At 37.2% G+C, this 19796-nt stretch carries 16 protein-coding genes; 8 read left to right on the forward strand and 8 right to left on the reverse strand.

Translation table 11 applies throughout. The features are described 5' to 3' along the window. Window positions 1-17: 17 nt before the first annotated feature. From fabD to AC0INN_RS04315, 4 genes are all read left to right on the forward strand, one after another. A complete protein-coding gene (fabD, locus tag AC0INN_RS04300) occupies window positions 18-2306 on the forward strand; it encodes an ACP S-malonyltransferase (protein WP_273647757.1) in 2289 nt (762 codons plus the stop codon). After that, window positions 2307-3278: an acyltransferase domain-containing protein gene (locus AC0INN_RS04305; RefSeq protein WP_273647758.1), complete on the forward strand. Its 972-nt coding sequence runs from the start codon at window positions 2307-2309 to the stop codon at window positions 3276-3278. Between the two features lie 82 nt (window positions 3279-3360). After that, complete coding sequence (locus AC0INN_RS04310) at window positions 3361-4014, forward strand: MBL fold metallo-hydrolase (RefSeq protein ID WP_273647759.1); 654 nt, start codon at window positions 3361-3363, stop codon at window positions 4012-4014. 42 nt (window positions 4015-4056) lie between these two features. Beyond that, window positions 4057-4800, forward strand: coding sequence for a 4'-phosphopantetheinyl transferase family protein (locus AC0INN_RS04315; protein ID WP_273647760.1), 744 nt, complete (start codon window positions 4057-4059; stop codon window positions 4798-4800). 5 nt (window positions 4801-4805) lie between these two features. Here the strand turns inward: AC0INN_RS04315 and ppk1 are convergent, their stop codons facing one another. Beyond that, window positions 4806-6830: a polyphosphate kinase 1 gene (ppk1, locus tag AC0INN_RS04320; protein ID WP_273647761.1), complete on the reverse strand. Its 2025-nt coding sequence runs from the start codon at window positions 6828-6830 to the stop codon at window positions 4806-4808. A 382-nt stretch (window positions 6831-7212) separates the two neighbouring features. Here ppk1 and AC0INN_RS04325 point away from each other — a divergent pair, with 382 nt between their 5' ends. Together AC0INN_RS04325 and AC0INN_RS04330 are read left to right on the forward strand one after the other, a co-directional pair. After that, entirely contained in the window at window positions 7213-7572 is a 360-nt protein-coding gene (locus AC0INN_RS04325; protein ID WP_273647762.1) for a VOC family protein, read from the forward strand. A 141-nt stretch (window positions 7573-7713) separates the two neighbouring features. Continuing rightward, complete coding sequence (locus AC0INN_RS04330; protein ID WP_306611935.1) at window positions 7714-8598, forward strand: serine hydrolase; 885 nt, start codon at window positions 7714-7716, stop codon at window positions 8596-8598. 64 nt (window positions 8599-8662) lie between these two features. Here the strand turns inward: AC0INN_RS04330 and AC0INN_RS04335 are convergent, their stop codons facing one another. After that, the gene (locus tag AC0INN_RS04335; protein ID WP_273647764.1) at window positions 8663-9502 is read right to left on the reverse strand and encodes an alpha/beta hydrolase family protein; all 840 of its coding nucleotides are present in this window, start codon (window positions 9500-9502) and stop codon (window positions 8663-8665) included. Window positions 9503-9730: 228 nt separating this feature from the next. Here AC0INN_RS04335 and AC0INN_RS04340 point away from each other — a divergent pair, with 228 nt between their 5' ends. Next, window positions 9731-11314 carry a Na+/H+ antiporter gene (locus tag AC0INN_RS04340; protein ID WP_172283436.1) on the forward strand — a complete coding sequence of 528 codons (1584 nt, stop codon included), beginning with the start codon at window positions 9731-9733 and terminating at the stop codon, window positions 11312-11314. 35 nt (window positions 11315-11349) lie between these two features. On the opposite strand, the gene AC0INN_RS04345 is transcribed toward AC0INN_RS04340, so the two are convergent. From AC0INN_RS04345 to AC0INN_RS04355, 3 genes are read right to left on the reverse strand one after another with little or no spacing between them, the layout of a single operon-like run. After that, window positions 11350-11694 (reverse strand): nuclear transport factor 2 family protein, encoded by a 345-nt coding sequence (locus AC0INN_RS04345; RefSeq protein ID WP_172283434.1) that lies wholly within the window; start codon window positions 11692-11694, stop codon window positions 11350-11352. Between the two features lie 29 nt (window positions 11695-11723). Then, on the reverse strand, window positions 11724-14048 hold the full coding sequence (locus AC0INN_RS04350; RefSeq protein ID WP_306611938.1) for an alpha/beta hydrolase: 2325 nt from the start codon (window positions 14046-14048) through the stop codon (window positions 11724-11726). A 50-nt stretch (window positions 14049-14098) separates the two neighbouring features. After that, window positions 14099-14881, reverse strand: a complete 783-nt coding sequence (locus tag AC0INN_RS04355) for a Rossmann-fold NAD(P)-binding domain-containing protein (protein ID WP_273647766.1) — start codon at window positions 14879-14881, stop codon at window positions 14099-14101. Between the two features lie 284 nt (window positions 14882-15165). Here AC0INN_RS04355 and AC0INN_RS04360 point away from each other — a divergent pair, with 284 nt between their 5' ends. Next, window positions 15166-16140: a T9SS type A sorting domain-containing protein gene (locus AC0INN_RS04360; RefSeq protein ID WP_306611940.1), complete on the forward strand. Its 975-nt coding sequence runs from the start codon at window positions 15166-15168 to the stop codon at window positions 16138-16140. A gap of 81 nt (window positions 16141-16221) precedes the next feature. On the opposite strand, the gene AC0INN_RS04365 is transcribed toward AC0INN_RS04360, so the two are convergent. The 3 genes from AC0INN_RS04365 to AC0INN_RS04375 form a co-directional block, all read right to left on the reverse strand. Next, a complete protein-coding gene (locus tag AC0INN_RS04365; protein ID WP_306611942.1) occupies window positions 16222-16851 on the reverse strand; it encodes a response regulator in 630 nt (209 codons plus the stop codon). An 11-nt stretch (window positions 16852-16862) separates the two neighbouring features. Continuing rightward, on the reverse strand, window positions 16863-18866 hold the full coding sequence (locus AC0INN_RS04370; RefSeq protein WP_273647769.1) for a sensor histidine kinase: 2004 nt from the start codon (window positions 18864-18866) through the stop codon (window positions 16863-16865). Between the two features lie 155 nt (window positions 18867-19021). Then, window positions 19022-19633: a DUF2306 domain-containing protein gene (locus AC0INN_RS04375; RefSeq protein WP_273647770.1), complete on the reverse strand. Its 612-nt coding sequence runs from the start codon at window positions 19631-19633 to the stop codon at window positions 19022-19024. Window positions 19634-19796 lie beyond the last annotated feature (163 nt).

Raw genomic sequence — 19796 nt, forward strand, 5'->3', positions numbered from 1 at the left:
ACAATAAATATTAGCATATGAAAGCAGTAATGTTTCCGGGGCAGGGATCCCAATACAAAGGAATGGGAAAAGACCTGTTCAATCAGTTCAGAAAAGAAACAATTTTAGCATCAGAAATATTAGGGTACGACCTTGAAGAATTATGCATCAAAGATCCTGAACGTCAGTTGGGGAAAACACAATTCACACAACCTGCATTATATACGGTAAATGCATTTACACATTATGTCAACTCATCAGGAAGTAAACCCGACTTTTTCATTGGACACAGTCTGGGAGAATATAATGCCCTGTTAGCAGCAGAAGCATTCAGCTTTGAAACCGGATTAAAGCTGGTTCAGAAAAGAGGAGCTTTGATGGCTGCGGCATCCGGAGGTGGAATGGCAGCGGTATTGGGACTTAAAGTGGATGCCGTACAAAAACTTTTAGCAGAAGGAGGATACAGCGATATAGATATCGCCAATATCAATACTCCGACTCAGATTGTAATAGCGGGACCTCAGGATTCCATTGACAGGATCGTGCAGGAATTTGAAGAACGTAAGATTAAAATATTTCCTCTTTTTGTAAGCGCTCCTTTCCATTCAAGATATATGAAACCTGCGGCTACAGAATTTAAAGATTATCTTCAAAACTTTAGTTTTTCAGCCTTAAAGACTCCTGTGATTGCAAATGTTACAGCAAAACCTTATCCTGATGGACAGATCATTGAGCTTTTGGCTCAGCAGATTGAAAGCTCTGTACAGTGGACAGATACCATCCGGACTTTAATGGGGAAGGGAGTTACCGAATATGAAGAAACAGGAAGTGTTATTTTAACTAAAATGGTCAATGAAATTACAGAAAACTGTACGCCATTGATCCATGAAGAGGAAATTGTAATCGAAACAGCAAAACCTCATGTTAACGGATCAGTGAATGGTAAGGTAAATGGGGAAGCTTCAAAAAAAGAATGCCTTTCCACCCGCTTGGGAAGCCATGAATTCCGTAAAGATTATGGTCTTAAATACGCATACGTTGCAGGATCTATGTACCGAGGAATTGCTTCACCTCAATTAGTAGTACGCTTGGGAAAAAACGGATTCATGGGATTTTTGGGAACAGGAGGAATGCCATTGACAGAAATAGAAAAGAATATTATTAAAATTCAGGAAGAACTGACCCATGGAGAACCGTATGGCGTTAACTTCCTGCATAATTTAAATGATCCGGCTTCTGAAATGAAAGCTATCGAGCTTTTACTTCTTTATGGAGTAACGAATATTGAAGCTTCGGCCTATATGCAGATGATGCCTGCTTTGGTGTATTACAGATTAAAAGGTTTACAGAAAGGACCAAACGGTGAAGTAATATGTAAGCATAACATTATTGCCAAAGTTTCCAGACCAGAGGTTGCAGAAGTGTTTATGCGTCCCGCCCCTGAAAAAATTGTGAGACATCTTCTGGAAGAAGAGTTGATCACTCCCGAACAGGCAGCACTTTCCAAAAAGGTACCGATGAGTTATGATATTTGTGTGGAAGCAGATTCAGGTGGGCATACCGATCGTGGAATTGCTATGGTTTTGTTACCGTCTATCCAACGTTTAAGAGCAGATATTATGGCGGAATATGCTTATGATAAAGGAATACGAGTTGGATTGGCAGGAGGAATAGGTACCCCTCAGGCAGCAACATGTGCGTACATCATGGGAGCCGACTTTATAGTAACAGGCTCTGTGAATCAATGTACGGTAGAAGCAGGAACCAGCGATGCTGTAAAAGACCTTTTACAGGACATCAATGTACAGGATACCGATTATGCGCCGGCAGGAGATATGTTTGAAATTGGTGCTAAAGTACAAGTGCTTAGAAGGGGAGTGTTGTTTGCTGCAAGGGCAAATAAACTATACGCATTATACAATCAGTACAACAGTTTAGACGAGATCCCTGAAAAGACCTTAACACAATTGGAAAAAACGTATTTTGAAAAAAACATTAGTGAAATATGGAACGAAGTACGCGAATATTGTAGAAATGTGGGAGCTGAGGCAGAGATTACCAAAGCGGAACAGAATCCTAAAAATAAAATGGCTTTGGTCTTCCGTTGGTATTTTGGGTATACCAATAGACTGGCTTTTGAAGGAAATATTGAGAATAAAGCCAATTTCCAGATCCATACAGGTTCTGCACTTGGAGCATTTAATCAGTGGGTCAAAGGTACTCCGATGGAAAGCTGGAAAAAACGCCATGTTGACGAGATTGGAGTCAATATTATGGTAGGAGCAGCAAAATTATTAGAAAACACAGCATTAATGGTAAATAATTAGATGACAGAAAACGAGTTTAAAAAACATATTGTATTCTTATTTTCCGGACAAGGAAGCCATTATCGCGGGATGGGACGGGAATTGTACGAACAGCACCCGAAATTTAAAAGCTGTCTTGAAAGACTGGATCAAATGGTACAAAAGCAGCTCAACTACTCATTGATTGATGAACTGTATACCAACACAGAAGAATCGTTCGATGAGTTGTTGATCACCCATCCTGCAATTGTTGCTGTTGAGATTGCTTTGTATGAAGTTCTATTGGAAATGGGAATTAAACCGGATTTTATATCGGGTAACAGTTTGGGTGAATTTGCGGCAGGTGTTGCTAATGGAGTATGGGATGCTGCCAGTGCTGTTGAAGCTGCAATAGAACAGGCTAAATCCATCTGCCGTGCTGATATTGAAGGTGGTATGCTGGTAGTTTTTGCCGAAGAAATAAAATTGAGAAGTCTCTATAAACAACATCAGCTATTTCTTGCATCAGATAATTTTAAAGGACATTTTACTTTATCAGGTAAAACGTCTCACTTAGAAGTATTTGAAAGTAAATTGTCTGAAGAAGGAATGAGTACTTTTCGGCTTCCTGTCAATGTTCCTTTTCATTCTCCATTAATGAAAACTGCAAAAGCAGATTTCGATCAGTACAGCAGTTCAGCCAGTGCTTTTAAAGCTCCATCCAAAGGATTTATATCGGGTTTTGAAGCGAAAGAAATCAATGAGCTGACAGCTGATTATTTCTGGCAGGCGATAAGTCAGTATTCTAATTTTACAAAAATAATTGATCTTCTGGAAGCCAAAGGTCCCTGTCTGTATATAGACATGGGACCTTCGGGAACCAGTGCTGCATTTGTTAAATACAATCTGCAACCTGAAACTTCTTCTGAGGTACTAACCATTATGAGCCCTTACAGAAGAGAAATTGAGCAGCTGGAAAAATTACAGCAAAAAATAAAAGATACAGTAGTATGAACACCCATGTCAAAAATTTTTTGACACCCTGGGAAGTGATGATGGGCATTCCATCTGATCTTAAAAAAATAAATATAAACAGATGAAAGTAGAAGTTTTCCTCGTATCTGGTCAAGGTATTAAAAATCAATGTTACCTCATTCATGATAACCATTCCGGAATATTGATCGATCCGGCATGGGACTATGAGTTGATCAGCAGTTTTTTGAAAGACAACCATATTACATTGAGAGGGGTTTTATTGACTCACTCTCATTACGATCATACAGATCTGGCCTCCATTTTTGCAGTATATTATGGGGTACCGGTATATATGTCAGCCATTGAAATCAGACAATATGAATTTACATGCCCTAATCTCATCGCTATCCAGCATTTGCAGGATGTCATGGTAGGTCAGTTTAGTGTAACGGCCTTACTGACTCCGGGACATACGAAAGGAAGTGTTTGCTATCTCATTGATAAGCATTGTTTTACAGGAGATACTATTTTTATTGAAGGAGTGGGCATCTGTGACAATAGTGGAATCAATTCCCTTTATGATTCCGTACAGTTTATAAAACAATATTTACCCCAGCAGGCCTTAATCTGGCCGGGACATTCGTTTGGTGAACAGCCGGGAAAAGAACTAAGTTTTCTACTGCAGAACAACATCTATTTCCTTTTGAACAGAAGAGATGCTTTTACAGATTTCAGGATGCGGAAGAATCAGCCAGACCCTTTTTCTTTCAAATAATAATGCTAATTTTATGCGTTTATTGACGATGAACTTATTGCTATGAATGTATCCATACAAAATAATAGTGCAGTTGAAAAATTAGCTTTACAGAGAGCAGATGGTTTGTATCCTGCTGCTATTGCAGTAACTCAGCACTCGCTGGCTCACTTGAAAGAAATACGACATTCTTTTTTGCATCAGGAAGAACTGGACTTTTTTGGTACATTAAAGTTACCTAAAGTTCAGCACAGTTATTTGCTGGGTAGATACGCTGCCAAAACTGCATTAAGTGCATTTATGAATGAAGTTGTTTTACCAGATACAAAAATAGTTTCCGGAATATTCCAGCAGCCCGTTCTTCATTTATCCGGAGCGGGAAATATCCAATTAAGTATTTCTCATACTACAGAAATGGGGATAGCTGTGGTATTTCCGGAAGGACATCCGATGGGGGTAGACGTAGAAGCTGTTAGTGCAGAGCAGTCAGATACCATTAAAGGAGTTATTACTCCTCATGAGAAAGATAAGCTTTTGGATATTGATGGTGATGAAAACAAAAGTCTTACTGTTTTATGGACGATAAAAGAAGCCCTGTCCAAAGTCCTGAAAACCGGTCTTATGACTCCTTTTCATTTATATGAAATTGAGGATATTGAGCATAAAGGAAATGTTATCGTTTGCAGCTTTATCAATTTTCCTCAATATCAATCCATATCCTGGGTGTCAAAAGGACATGCATGGTCCATTGTATTACCTAAAAAAAGTAGTTTGGATACAGCAGTGATTTCACGATTGTGTTTGTAGAACAGTTATTTTTTCTTTGACTTTTTCTCTTTCTTTTTGTACCAAAGATAAGTAGCCTGTTGAGATGAGCTATCCGGTTGCCCGGCCTGGTCTTCGGAAATACTCTGGCCTTTACTGTTAATGATCCTCTTTTTGGTATGGTCATTCAGCTCCATATTGATAATAGCGTTAATCTCCTGCATGATTTTTTTATCCTTTATAGGAAAGGCAACTTCTATTCTGCGGTTGAGATTCCTGCTAAGCATATCTGCCGAAGAAAGGTAAATTTTTTCTGCTCCATCATTGTGAAATCGATAGATACGGGAGTGTTCAAGATAACGGTCTACAATCCTGTAAATCTTGATGTTTTCCGTATAACCTTTAATTCCCGGCAGCAGAGTGCAGATCCCCCTCACAATAAGGGTAATTTCAACTTTTGCATTATTGGCTTCAATTAGTTTACTGATGATTTCCTTGTCATTAAGACCGTTGATCTTCATGAATACTGCTCCTTTCTTGCCATTCTCAACATTTTGTATTTCAATATCAATATGCTGTAAGATATTTTCTTTAAGATTAAATCCTGCGACCCATAAATTAGAAATAGGGTAATTTTTTTCTTTGGTTTTAAAAAACCTGAATACCTGCTTCAGATCATCCGTATATTCTTTTTGAGAGGTGAAAAAGCCAAAATCGGTGTATGTTTCTGCTGTATTTTCATTGAAATTTCCTGTTGATAGGTAAGCATAATTCTTTGTCTTTCCTGCATTTTTTAAGGTTAATAGAGCCACCTTGGCATGTACTTTAAGATTAGGCATACTGTAAATGATCCTGATTCCGGCCCTTTGCATCTCGTTGGCCCAGAAGAGGTTGTTGTTTTCGTCGAATCTGGCTTTTACCTCAACAAAAACAGTTACTTTTTTTCCATTTTTTGCAGCGCTGATCAGAGCATTAGCAATGAGGGACTGTGAAGATATGCGGTACAGGGTTACTTTTATTTCCGTTACATCTTTATGAATAGCAGCCTCGTTAAAAAACTGTAGGACATAATGATAAGATTGATATGGGAAATGGAGCAGCTGGTTTTCTTCACCAATGACTTCAAATATTGATTTCTTGGTCTCAAACGGGAAATATTTCAGCGGTGGGAAATTTTCGTTCTGAAGATCCGGAAAATTGGGATTAGGAAACTTAAACAGATCAAAAAAATTATGATGAGTACCACCTTCAATCATTTCGTAGTCCTTCAGATGGAATGCATTTTTACATAGCTTTCTCATTTCTTCGGGCATATTAAAATCATACAGGAATCTTGTAGATGAACCCGATTTTCTTTCCTGCAGTTTCTTTTTGATCTTGGAAACCAGATTTCCGCTAGCTTCGTCCTCAATCAGGTAATTTTCATCCCGGTTAAGTTTAATAGCAAATGCTGTAGAGGTTTTCTGGTCAGGGAATATATAATGCAGACATTTTTTAATTATTGTGTCTATGGATATGATGTAATTTTTTCCTTTTACAGGGCTCAGTAATTTATACCGGTTCAGCTTATCAGCTGGTATATTGATGTAACAATAGGTGATTTCGCCATTTGTATTTTTTAGCCGGATCAATAAGTAAAGCTGCCTGTTATTTAAAAAATACTCCTGATTTTCGTCTTCTGACAAATAAACAATTTGGATATAAGAAAGGATGGTTGTTTTAAAGTGACTGTCGATCTCCTCTGTATGCAGGGGGAGCAAAGACTGATTTTCGTAATAGATGATCTTATTTTCGTGAAGTTCCGGGATAATCTGCTTTTTCCATATCGAGCCGAATGTATTCTGCTGGCGGTTAATTTCCTTACTAACCTTCTCAAACAAACTGCTTTTTTCAGGAATAGAATGCAGATCGCTGATCTTTACCCGGTAAAATTCATCAAGATTGGAAGAATGAATGGCAAGGAATTTTATTCTTTCATACAGAGGATTGGTTTTATCAGCCGCTTCCTGTAAAACACAGTCATTAAAAGATAACCAGGACAATTCGGATGGAAATATATATTTTTTAGACATTTTATAATTGTTGAAGTCAAATATAGATAAGGATGGAATTCAAATTTCATTTAGAAAATCCTCTTTCAAAATTTCATTAAGCGATATTGAATGTGAAATTAATACAATTTTTAATATCAAAACCATAATTCATGGTTAGTTTGCGAAATATTAATACTGGAAATTAGATAAGACCCGGTTATTGTGATAAAGCAAAATATAGGTGATCTTAAATATTGATTCCTGATCAAAATAGACATGAAATGAGGCTGAACATGTACAAATACAGGGATAAGCAATAGAGAAAAAGCGTAATCGTTAGCGCTTGATTATTAAATAATCTATTGAATCTATATTTTAAATTAAAAAATAATAGCTAAATTCACTTTTTAACAAAAAGAAGATGAAGCTTAATCATATCAATTTAGTTGTTGCCAATGTTGAAAAGACAACAAAATTCTTTCAGACCTATTTCGGTTTTAAATGTGTAGATGTAAAAGGAGATTATATCGTTAGTGTATTAAAGGGAGAAGGTAATTTTACACTGGTATTGATGAAAAACCGAGAAGGAACTCCTGCTTACCCCGAAGCCTTTCACATAGGATTTATGCTGGACACCATAGAACAGGTTAATGATATATACCAACGTTTAAAAACGGGAGGTATCGTAGGAGAACAGGAACCCCGCAAAATAAGGGATAGCTTTGGTTTTTATTTCAGCTATGAAAACCTGATGATAGAGGTGGGGCATTATTATGAATAGTTTTTGGTTTGATTAAGGTAGAGGATTTTAAGATTTTGATTTTGTAAATCTTATACGAATGTTTTAGATAATAGGTTGAATGGAATCAGGAAAAACTAAAAATTTAAAATAGAAAAACAATAATAAAACAAACACATTCAGATGAAAAAAGGGTTTATGTATTTTTTGCTGGTCATTTTTATGACGTCGTGCAGGAGTACTTCTGTGGAAACAAATTTAACAAATGACATCAATAAATTGATAGATGGCAAAAAAATGGACATAGGAGTTTCTGTCAGAAATAATGAAGGAAATGAATTAGTTAAGATTAATAATGATAAGAAATACAGGCTATACAGTGTATCAAAATACTTTTTAGGTCTTTATATTTTACATCTTGTAGATCAGGGAAAGATGAATCTGAATCAACAGATTGTATTTTCTAAAGAAGATTTAAGACCAGATACCTATAGCCCTCTGAGAGATAGTATTCCCCAGGGAACAACAATGTCTCTTAAACAGTCCGTCTCTTTTATGCTTAAACGTAGTGATAATAATATATTCGATAAGCTTGCGAATCATGTTCCCGGAAGCTTTGGCGGCCTCAATACTTTTATCCATGAAATTCACATGGGAAATCCGGGAGATTTCAGTATTATGTATGATTATACCAGTCCTTTAAAAGACTTTGAATCAAATAGGATTACCCCTGGTTTTGCTACAAAAATCCTTTATCAGGTTGAAAAGAAGAAAATATTATCTCACGAAAGTTTTGATCTGCTAAAAAACGGAATGGAACATTCGGTAACAAATACCAGAATACAGGGATTGATACAAAATAAAACAAAATCATTTCATAAATCAGGAACATCAGGCAGGGACAATGGTGTGCTCCGGGCATGTAATGATATTGGAATTGTAAATCTTCAAGATGGTAAATCTTTCAGTATTGCCGTATTTATATCCGACTCCCATGAAGACAATAAGACCAATGATGATGTAATAGCAAAAATAACGGACTTAGTGTATAGTAAGTTGAACAAATAAATGCTCATGTACTTTATGTGTCTGATTTGTATGTTTATGGACGGACTTTAACACTGTACTTTTCTTAAATTATTTCCCGTAAAAATAACGGCCATATATTGTCTTTGAATTGTTCACGGAAAATGCCAAAATGCCCGATAGTATCAGTATTAAAATCTTTTGGAACCAGATGAATTCTGGTCAGATCTGCCCTTTCATATTTTTTACTGAGCCAGTCAACGGCTTTTCTGGGGGCAAAATGATCATCTTCAATGCTAACAGAAATTAAAGGGGTTGTGATGTTTTTGAAAAATAGATCCTGCTTCGGAATATGATCAAAAAGATAATTAGGTGACAAACACCATTTTCCCCATTGTTTAGCAACATTTTTAGGTAAATTTTCCATACCGCTGATTCTTTTGGAAGGAAGGTAATTAAAAAAGCTGATCAGTAGAGGAAACATCGCTTTCCAATAAGTCCATAACTTATATTTTTGAAACCCTTTCCAGAATTTCCAGTATCCGCTCTGGGCTGCGACAAGAATAATTTTACCAGCCTCTGTAGAAGATGATGATAACCCGATAAGCTGACCTCCGATACTGTGCCCCAATAAAATGATATTCTGGTCCGGATAATTCTTTTTAGTGTATTCTGTTACAGCATGCAAATCGGTTTTTCCCCAGTCTGAAGCACCATTATTCAGTTTTTGAATAGGCTTTTTAAGAGATTCTCCTATACCAAGGTAGTCAAAAGTAATGACTGAAACTCCATGATCAGAAAGGAATTGTGCAAACTTTTTATAATAAGATTGTTTTACTCCGGTAGCTGATGATATGATCAGAATATTTTTACTGTCAGGAACTTCGTAAATATGGGCAGAAACAGGATACCCTTCATTGGTTTTGATTTCTACTGTTTTCATCATATTTGGTTATGTAGTTTGAATAAATAATGATTTCTCATTATTAAGAGGTTTTTGATAAAATAGTGAATAAAAATTTTTAATAAATGTAAGCCATAATTTTTTTAATAAGAGAAGAATTGCCTTGATTTTAAGTGTTATACATAATTTTTATTGAAAGTAATCTCCGAAAATACTATTTTTAAAATCCGTATCATTTCAAATAATTATTTCAAACAACGAGTAACGAATATGCACGAACTATTACCTTTCATGTTAGCCTTGATTATAGCAATTGTATTGATCGAAATGTTGGCTGAAAAACTGAGAATTGCATATCCCATACTTCTTGTTGTTGCCGGGCTGCTGATCAGTTTTATTCCCGGGCTGCCAGGCATACAGATTGATCCGGACCTTATATTCTTTATTTTCCTGCCGCCTATTCTCTTTGAAGCTGCATGGAGTATTTCATTTAAAGAAATGAAAAAGTGGTGGCGGATCATTGGAAGTTTTGCGTTTCTGGTTGTATTTTTTTCCGCGCTCACAGTTGCATTGATATCTAATTATTTTATTCCGGGTTTTACCCTTGCATTAGGTTTTCTGTTAGGAGGAATTGTATCGCCTCCCGACGCGGTTAGTACGGGAGCAATTATGAAGTTTGTGAGAATTCCAAAATCCACCTCCGCAGTTCTGGAAGGTGAAAGCTTACTGAACGATGCCTCATCGCTTATTATTGTCCGCTTTGCTTTAGTAGCTATAGGAACGGGACAATTTATTTTCCAGACGGCGATTACGGATTTCTTCTGGATGGTTATAGGAGGAATAGGAATCGGACTTTTAGGAGGATGGCTCTTTATCCAGGCTCATAAAAGACTGCCTACGGATGCACCTTCAGATATTGTGTTTACACTGGTGGAATCCTATCTGCTGTATTGGGTGGCTGAACAGGCACATAGTTCAGGTGTGCTGGCCGTAGTCGCCGGTGGATTGTTTTTATCCACCCGGAGGCTTACTTTTCTCAGTAGTGCCAGCAGGATCAAAGGGCTCAGTTTTTGGGAAGCGCTGATCTTTATTTTAAATGGTATCGTATTTATGATCATCGGATTAGCTCTTCCGGAAATTGTGAAGGGGCTTAGGGCAGATGGGATTCCTTTAAGAACAGCAATTTTTTATGGAGCCCTTGTTACGGTAATTTTAATTGCTACCCGGATGATCTCTTCTTATGCCGCACTGATTGCAACTGTTATGTTCAGGCCCAGTGTTGCTCCCGGAAGAGGTTTAAGCCGCCGGAGAATACTTGGCTTACCGCTGTTATTAGGTTGGACAGGAATGCGGGGTGTGGTGTCATTAGCCGCTGCTTTATCTATTCCGTTGACCTTACCGACCGGAGAAGCTTTTCCACATAGAAATCTGATATTGTTCGTCACCTTTACAGTGATACTTTTTACACTTCTTATCCAGGGGCTTACTCTTCCTCTTATCATTGAACGCTCAAAATTGTTTGATTACGGCAGGGAATTACCGGAGGATGAAGCAAAAATGAAAGTAAAAAACCATCTTGTGGTAGAAACAATACGTTTGTTAAAAGAAAAACAAAAAATGGGGGAGTATGAAGATCCTCATTTACAAAAGATGATTGACCAGTGGGAATATAAAATAAGCCAGCCGGAACATTTGAGAATGACCGAACGGACCAAACAGAATTACCTCGAATTGCTGGAAAATCAGCGTAAGTTCTTATCGGGACTTAACAAAGATCCTGAATTGCATGAAGAATACATCAATTGGCAAATATATCAGATCGATCTGGAAGAAGAGAGAATCAGACTTTTATAAATCAATAAAACGGGCTTTGGCCCGTTTATTTTTTATTAATCAGTATAAAATGCATGCATCCTTTTCACCTTGCCCTCATCATTAAAGAACATCACCTCAATTGCTTTTTTGTTCATAATGGATTGGTAATACAATGCAACGGAATTGATACCGTAAGTGACATCATACAGTTCAAAATGCAAATCGGGTACCTTCTCAAGAGCACGCCCCCAATATTCTCTAACAGCTTCTTTTCCTTTAAGGGTATCTTCACCTGATGTGAATGTTTTGATCATCGGAGTAGTGATCTCGATATCATCTGCATAATGGCTCAGGATGTCTTCCAAATTATGAGAATTCCAGGAGTTGATCCAAAGGTTGGCAAAATTTTTAATGTCCATAGAATATTTAGTTTTTTAGGGTCAATAGATTAATGGGTAGAAGTAGGAAGTTTAACAAAGCTGATGTCATCCAGAATAACTACACCTTCCGGAGTTTTATCAAAGATCAATGAGATCGATTTCAGCTTATCCAGATCCAGTTCCGGATACTTTTTTCTGACGGTATCAAGGTCAAAATAAAAATAGTCTGGAATAGATTCTGCATCAGGATTATCATTGAAAAAACTGAATTTGGTTAAGTTCTTTTTCAGTTGAGGTTGTAAAGGTGCACAGTCACTCAAAAGGAAATGTGCTTTTTTTCCGTTTTGATCCGTCAGCTCAATACTGAAATCGATGGCCTTTTTTTGCAGATCTTTTTTTACGGACTCCTCCTTTTTAGTTTCTTTTTTTCCTTTCCGGGCTGCTACCGAAGATTCATCGCTCTCTGCAAGATTAAATGCCAATGCTTTTCCCTTTAAATCCTGGCGGAGGCTGTCAGGGAAAGTAAAAGTATATTTTCCTGGTTTATTACCGTTTTCACTGTGATTCCACCCGATATAAGCAGCTCTTGAAATTTGACTGTTCCAGATCAGCTTCTGCTGGGCTTCCCGCCATAAGCTAAGGTTTTCACCCGTGATCTGTACGCCTTTTAAAGTGGCAGTAGATAGGTTGAGATCTTCTTCATAACGGGCAACAAATGTCGTTTCACTATCCTCAAACTGATTGAAATAAATATGGTTCGGAAGCCATTTTCGTCCATACCGATAATCTGTAAAAAGAGGTTTGTAGACGTTTTCTCCTTTCAGGTTAACATCTAAAAAAGCGGATATGTATACTTTTGCGATCTGTTGTTGTTCCTTTTCAGGCATCAGGTTTTTCATATTGAACTGATTAATATACGGACTGCTGGAATCATAGCTTCCCCATGAAGTATTGAACTGTCCGTGGTTTGCCTGATGAACATACAATCCAGCTTTGAATCCCTTATAATGCCGTGAATACTGAATCCGTTTATATGTGGCAAGTCCGCCGTAAGACTGCATGTCCATATCATGAACTCCCTGGATGACAAAATAATTGATGTCTTCCAGGGGTGCTAAAATAGATGCCGGCTGATACTGTCCGTCCACCGGTGCAATAGCTATGTAAGCTTTTATATTAAAATTAAAATCGAATCTTTCATTGGCATTGTCAGGAAAATAAGGCAGCTTATTGAACAGCGCAGCGTGCGACATGGCTTCCCCACCTCTGGAATGTCCTATGAGCGCAATCTGATCCATATTGATCCTGTTAAAAAACGGATTACGAGGATCCTGATTCCATTTTCTCCAAAGCTGCAGATGTTTAAGCATCAGCCAGCCTCTTGCTCCGTTTTCGTCTTTGAATCCTTTTTGGTCGATATCCGTAAAACTTGTATTCAGGAAATTTTCATCAACGGATGCTACAATATATCCTTTGCTTGCCAGAAGCTTACCCAGATAATCATATCCTTTTTCAGACCAGTCCTGGGCCAGATGATTGCCATGAACGATCAATACCAAAGGAGCCTTTCCATTGAGATTTTCAGGATACCAAACCATTGCATTCAGGGGAAGTTGCGTTTTATCAAATCCAAAATAGCGTGTACGGAGTTTACCGGACATTCCATCCCATGAGTTAAGAAGTATGGAGCCGTCTACAGAAGCTGTTTTAATATTTACATCCCGGCCATAGATCGTACGGTGTTTGTCTTTTCCCGATCCGTAAGTAAGGAAAGCTACTTTGTATTTTCCCGGAAGGGAAGGGTCAGGAGCATTGATCGGGAGGGGAAGTTTCCCGGACATTTTATAATTTTTAACTGCTGAAGGAGTATTCCCCGAATCCAAATAAATATAACCGCCAATCACGATTCCAAGAATTCCAATAAAAAGTGAAGTTGCGGTAAGTATTTTCTGACGCAATGACCAGCTTGTTTTAGATTTGGATCTCCAATAGAACAAAGCTCCAAAGGTAAGAGAAGGAAAAAGAACAAGAAATACAATCAATACCCAGCGAAATGTAGATGTAATTAAAATAAGATAGAAGAAAAAAAACAGGGTAAAACCGATTGCATGTCTGAAATTAGAAGGTGTTCTGCCTATTAAGCCGGCCAACCAGCCTATTAATCCGCCAATAAGGTAACTTACCAGAAGTGAAATCAGCAGAAATAAAATGAAATTTCCCCATCCTATGGCAGGAAGGAATTTATCCGCGGATACCAGAATGAAAAAAATACAGGAACTCAAAAGAATGCCATACCCGCTTGCTTTTAATGTCTGACGGCTTGGAGCAATCGAGTTTTCTAAACGTTGAAACCAACCTGTTATTTTTTTCCATAGTGAAGTTTTTTCGTTCATAATATATTGCTTGGTGTTTGTTTTTATAAAATGGAAGTCTACTCTAGAAGCTACAAATCAACTGCTGAAAAAGGAGGGTGGAAGTACTTGGGATCAGCATATTCAAATTCGAAATTCAGTTCAGCGATCAGTCTGGCTGAAGAGATTTTCTTTCCTTCCGGTTTTGTGGTATCTGTGTTCAATATGTTTTTCTGAATACTGATGACTTCTGATTTGGTGGGATGAAGTGGGGCAACCACATTATAGATTCTGGAAGAACATTGCTTTTCAATCATTTTCTCAATAACCGAACAAATGTCGTTGTAGTGAATATGATTGACAAAAAAATTGAGATTTGAGACATTATATTTGCTTAGAAAACGATCATCTCCCATGAGACCAGCCAACCTTAAAATATTAGTTTGGGGATATCTGGTTCTGATCATTCTTTCTCCGGAAATCTGATCAGGAGATACATCTTCCTCGATAAATTCTTTACTGAGATCAGGATATACCCCTGTTGTACTCATAAGAAAAATCTGTCCGTCATAATCTTCTATAAATGAAAAAAGATTCTGGATCCTGTTGTATAAAGAACTTGCACAGCAGCTTTTTCCCGAAATGGGAATAGTAATGATCAGGACATCCAGTTCATTGATAATCTGCCATTGATCCATTTTTTCAGTCAGCAGATAATCGGGAAAATTGACAAGGTAAGGATGAAATCCTTGTTTTTCCAAGTGCTTAGCCTTGTCCGGACTTGTTATTGTTGTATAGACCTCAAAGGTTTCGGACAATTTTGTTGCAATCCTTGATCCCAGCCAGCCACAACCGATTATTCCTGCTTTTTTCATATTAACTTTTTTTATCTCCTTCCTAATTATAATGATGTGAATTCGAACTTGTGTACTATTATTTTTTTTAAGTAGGTGAAATTAATCAATTTATTTAGTATATACCTGCTGTCAGGTAGAAAAAAATACGCTCCGGCAGGTATTGGAGGGGCCTCTTTATGCAGGTAAATTTGCTTTTATAATTGATGAAAGGAAGGGTAATAGCTTGTAACCATATTTTCGCTGGATCTGGAATTCATTTCATGGATTTAACAGTATATATTTTAACACCAAACAATAACAAAATGAAAAAATTAATCTGTACTTTTTTATTTTTAACAGGGTTGAGCATTGCGGCACAACCCACAGTGACGAGAGCGGCACTTGATAAAATTAACATTACCACTGATGTTTATCATGCCAATGTTTCGGCATCTTTGAATCCGGGACCTTCCGGAGCCGGACAAACCTGGGATTTCTCATCTTATGTAGGCACACCCGTAATCAGTACTAAACTATATCCGTGTCCGGGGCATGCTAATTGTTCTAAATTTCCAACGGCCAACAGAATAAGCGAATTGGTAGGAGGAAGTACTTACGATTATCTTCTCAATAGTGATACGGAAGCCACAACTATTGGTAATTACAGTACACCGGGAGATGTAATGATGACCTATACTGATCCCTTGATCAATTACAAATTTCCTGTTAATTACCTTCAGGAATTTACAGATACTTATCAGATCAATATTCCTGGTACGGTAGAGAACGGACAGGAAAACTTTAAAGTAGACGGATATGGCACTGTGATAACACCTAACGGAACTTTTCAGAATGCTTTGAGGATTAAGAGAGTAAGAACGGCAACCCAAACCAGCGGCGGAGTATCTCAGGACTATCATAATGAATCGTATCAATGGGTCACTGAATCCAACGGACCAGTTCTGGTAATTGCATTTAATACATTTACAACTAACGGACAAACCACGACCCAGCCTTCATTGGCATATTTTTCACCGTCGTCTACATTATCTACGATAGATATGGATAACAAAAAAGATGAGATTGTGATTTATCCTAATCCGACATCAAAATTCATCACAATAAAATCTAAAGATGACATTAAGAATATCAGTATTATCAGCCTAGATGGTAAAGTTGTTCAGAAAACACAGAATTCCGGAATGATCGATGTTTCAGAGCTGCCTAATGGAATATATGTGGTTCACGGAGAATTAAAAAGTGGGAAAATTATTTCGAAAAAAATCAGTAAACAGTAATTTTTTTCATTTTTTATGATGGAAAGGTACTATCCGCTTTGGATAGTACTTTTTATTTTATGTGGAGATCATTTCCTTTTGTCAAAGTCCGTTTTCTTTTGCAAATTTTAAAAGTTCAACCACATTACGGACCTCACATTTGTTCAATAAATTTCTCCGGTGAGTTTGTACTGTAAGATAGCTTAAGAAAAGGATATCCGAGATCTCCTGTGTCGATTTACCTTCCGATACCAGCTTTAGAATTTCTTTCTCCCTTTGGGTTAACCTGGGAACCGATTTAAGATCATAAATACTGGTCTTTTCAACAATTGTTTCAATTTCTGAGCTAAAAGCCATTTCTCCGGATACAGCCTTATTAATGCAGGATTTGAATTCTTCGAGTGACGCATTTTTTAGCAAATATCCATGTGCTCCGTTTTTGATCATTTGTAAAATAATGCTTCTTTCGGACTGGCTGCTCATTGCCAATACGATGATTTTAGGATGGTTTTTTTTTATTTTCAGGCACAGATCGATGCCATTGATGTCCGGAAGAAATACATCCAGCAGAACAACATCTGCTTTACCAAGATGCTCATAATTGAGGAGCGCTTCACCGGTATTAAAGCTCCGGACAATTTCCACATCATCTGATTTCGAAAAAAGCATTTGCAGTCCCTCAGCGATAATAGGATGGTCATCAACAATAATTGTTTTGTAGGGTTTTGTCATGATGGGTGCAGTTAAATGGATAATTCAATATTAAAAGTAGTAGGATGATTTGCAGAAGATTGGATGTCTATTTTTCCATTAAAAAGTTCCACTCTGCTTTTTAGATTTTTCAATCCCTGCCCTGTAAAGTTCTTGATTTGACTGGTATCGAAACCTTTACCATTATCTTCTACCGTAATGAAAAAACGGGATTGATTCTGGCTGCAGTCCACCAGGATTTCTGTACAGGATGAATGTTTCAAAGCATTGTTCAGTAATTCCTGAATAATTCTGTAAATCATAATCTGAATATTTTCCGGAATATCAGACCGGATCTGATTGGCCTGGAAATAAATACGGATGTCATCGGTTTCCAACATATGGCAGAGGTCATTTAATGCATGTTCCAGACCTAATTTGAGAAGCGTTTCCGGAATAAGGTTAAAAGAAATCTGCCGTAATTCAGTAATTGAATTGTTCAGGATTCCATTCATATTTTCAATTTCATCCTTCGATGCAGGTCCCGAAGAACTGCTTATCTTTAAAAATCTGGTTCTAAGGGAAGATAGCATACTTCCCACGCCGTCATGGAGGTCCCGGGCTATTCTCTTACGTTCATCTTCTTCTCCTCTGATCACCGCCTGCATGACTTCTATTTCCTTCTGATTTTTTAAGCTTTCCAGGTTTTGTACATAATTAAGGGACTGTTGGGTGGCTATTTTCTTCTGATTTTTTGAATTGATCCAAAGGAAGATAACAAGTAATAACAGAATAACCGAAACCGCAACCAGCAAACCATAGTAAAGTTTATTGTTCTGTGCAACCAAACGATCACGTTCGCGTTGAGCTTCAAGCTGGCTGATCTTCTTCTCATTTTCCGCCCGGTTAAACTTGGCTTCAAGAGCTGCTATTTTTTCCTGATACTCACTCAGGTTGAGGCTGTCATTGATCGTATTGTATCTGGACAGGTATTTATAAGCATTTTTGGTATCCCCCAGACTTTCAAAGGTCTGCGCCAGTTCCTTTGTATAGTTTCTCTGGTCAAGGGCAAAATGGGTCGTGCTTCCTATAAGATCCAGCAGCAGGTTTTTAGCATCTTCGAGCCGGTTCAGAGCTTTCAGGGGTTCATATTTGGAAAACTTCAGTCGATTGGTTAAAAGGATATCATGATGGAGGGTACTGTTTACAATCCCTTTATCATAACTTTTTAAAGCATTATTAAACTGTCCGAGTCTGTAAAAATAAAAGCCCTCAGCTGTATAATAGCTACCGTTGAGATTAGAATCCGGATATTTTCTAATGATATTGTATGCGATATCAAGAGATTTTTTAGCCTCCGCCAACATATGAAGGCGGCTTTTGTTTTCAGCATCTATAATATAGATGTCGGCCTTTGTTTCCTGGTAAGTATATGTAGATCTGGAGGCCTGTTCAATATATTCCTTAGCGGTTTTCAGGTAGCTGTCTGCCTTAATCCTTTCATCATAGTTCATGAAAATGGTTGCAACGGATTTGTAAAGAATACTCAGAGTTTCCAGATCGTTTCCTTTTTTACCCGTAGGGATGGCTTCATTGATGAGAATTTTCATCCCTTCCAGCTCATTGTTCTGTAAAACTTTGATAAGAGATATGTTTTTCAGGATAAAAGCCTGTAATGAATATGAGTCCTTGGTTTTATATTTCCTGAGCTCAGTAAGAGCAAGGTTGAGCTGCTTACCATAATTGTCAAAATCTCCCTTGCTTACTAATCCTGCCGCATTATAATAAATAGCCGCAGCTTTTAAGAAAGGATATTTGAGTGCTATCTTATTGGCAGTAAGGAGATATCTGTCAGATAGCTCGTTCTTTTTACTTCTTCTGAATAGATCGGCCAGCTTAAAACTGTTTATTCCTCGTATGCTGTCTGACTTGGTTGTCTGTATAACATGAGTAAGGCTGTCGATATAAGGACCATCATCATCAAGGGTGTAAAACCTTTGAGAATAAGAAAAACTGAAAGTGAAAGATACCAGTAACAGGAGTAATTTTCTTTTCATACGTATAAATTGTGATCTTTGGTGCAGCAAAAATAAAATTCTTACTTATACAAATATACATTTATCACCATTTAAATGGTAGATACTTAAGTGCAGTTCGTGGATTTTTATCTGGTTAAACAACTCAAGCCTTCATGAGACATCTTTTCAAAACATTATTGATTCTGCAATGAGTGAGTTTTATTAATATAATATGCTACTAAGAGATTTGGAACCCAGCATAGCCAGGCAACAATAAGGTAGGATATATCTGGTGTCCCTATAGCTATTTTTAATAAAGGCATCCACAGTCTTAGTGTTACTGCTGCAAAAGTACAGGCATAGCTATAGGTCATCAGTTTCTGATGCTGTAAAACATCACCTCTTTTTATCTTTAAAAATGCGGCAACGGTTGTAGAAAACCAAATCATTCCCAGGCTTATAAAACCTAATGAAGAAATAATTCCTCCATTAGCAAAGAAGCCAATATATATACCCGATACTGAGCTGATAATTACTGAGAATATATATGTTTTACCTATTATTCTGTGTAAAACTTTATGCTTATTCCTAAATGTTGCCCCAAACTGTCTCCATCCAATAAAAAGAGAGATACCCCCGAAGATTATATGGCTAAAGAAAAGAGCTCTCCAGACTGTATCATGAACAACTTCAGGAAGCTTGGTTTGTAAAAAAGTATGTTTGTGATCAACAAAAAGATAAATTAAAGGATATAGTCCGATTAATAATGCAAAAATAACCAGGATAACGAACAAAAATATTTTCATAGTAAAAGAGCTTGAGTTAAATGGCTTAACAATAGGGTGTTAAATGTTGTTTTTTTAGCAAAAGTGCGGATTGTTAAAAAAATAAATGCCCCAGAATGTAAGGTGGAACTAATTTCATACACATAAAATAACTGATTGAGCGGATTGTTTTGTGGAAGTCGAA

It is taken from the genome of Chryseobacterium subflavum (genome assembly GCF_055762745.1).

Coding starts and splice junctions, on each gene's coding strand:
- fabD (WP_273647757.1), top strand. CDS start 18: ATGAAAGCAGTAATGTTTCCGGGGCAGGGATCCCAATACAAAGGAATG.
- AC0INN_RS04305 (WP_273647758.1), top strand. CDS start 2,307: ATGACAGAAAACGAGTTTAAAAAACATATTGTATTCTTATTTTCCGGA.
- AC0INN_RS04310 (WP_273647759.1), top strand. CDS start 3,361: ATGAAAGTAGAAGTTTTCCTCGTATCTGGTCAAGGTATTAAAAATCAA.
- AC0INN_RS04315 (WP_273647760.1), top strand. CDS start 4,057: ATGAATGTATCCATACAAAATAATAGTGCAGTTGAAAAATTAGCTTTA.
- ppk1 (WP_273647761.1), bottom strand. CDS start 6,830: ATGTCTAAAAAATATATATTTCCATCCGAATTGTCCTGGTTATCTTTT.
- AC0INN_RS04325 (WP_273647762.1), top strand. CDS start 7,213: ATGAAGCTTAATCATATCAATTTAGTTGTTGCCAATGTTGAAAAGACA.
- AC0INN_RS04330 (WP_306611935.1), top strand. CDS start 7,714: ATGAAAAAAGGGTTTATGTATTTTTTGCTGGTCATTTTTATGACGTCG.
- AC0INN_RS04335 (WP_273647764.1), bottom strand. CDS start 9,502: ATGATGAAAACAGTAGAAATCAAAACCAATGAAGGGTATCCTGTTTCT.
- AC0INN_RS04340 (WP_172283436.1), top strand. CDS start 9,731: ATGCACGAACTATTACCTTTCATGTTAGCCTTGATTATAGCAATTGTA.
- AC0INN_RS04345 (WP_172283434.1), bottom strand. CDS start 11,694: ATGGACATTAAAAATTTTGCCAACCTTTGGATCAACTCCTGGAATTCT.
- AC0INN_RS04350 (WP_306611938.1), bottom strand. CDS start 14,048: ATGAACGAAAAAACTTCACTATGGAAAAAAATAACAGGTTGGTTTCAA.
- AC0INN_RS04355 (WP_273647766.1), bottom strand. CDS start 14,881: ATGAAAAAAGCAGGAATAATCGGTTGTGGCTGGCTGGGATCAAGGATT.
- AC0INN_RS04360 (WP_306611940.1), top strand. CDS start 15,166: ATGAAAAAATTAATCTGTACTTTTTTATTTTTAACAGGGTTGAGCATT.
- AC0INN_RS04365 (WP_306611942.1), bottom strand. CDS start 16,851: ATGACAAAACCCTACAAAACAATTATTGTTGATGACCATCCTATTATC.
- AC0INN_RS04370 (WP_273647769.1), bottom strand. CDS start 18,866: ATGAAAAGAAAATTACTCCTGTTACTGGTATCTTTCACTTTCAGTTTT.
- AC0INN_RS04375 (WP_273647770.1), bottom strand. CDS start 19,633: ATGAAAATATTTTTGTTCGTTATCCTGGTTATTTTTGCATTATTAATC.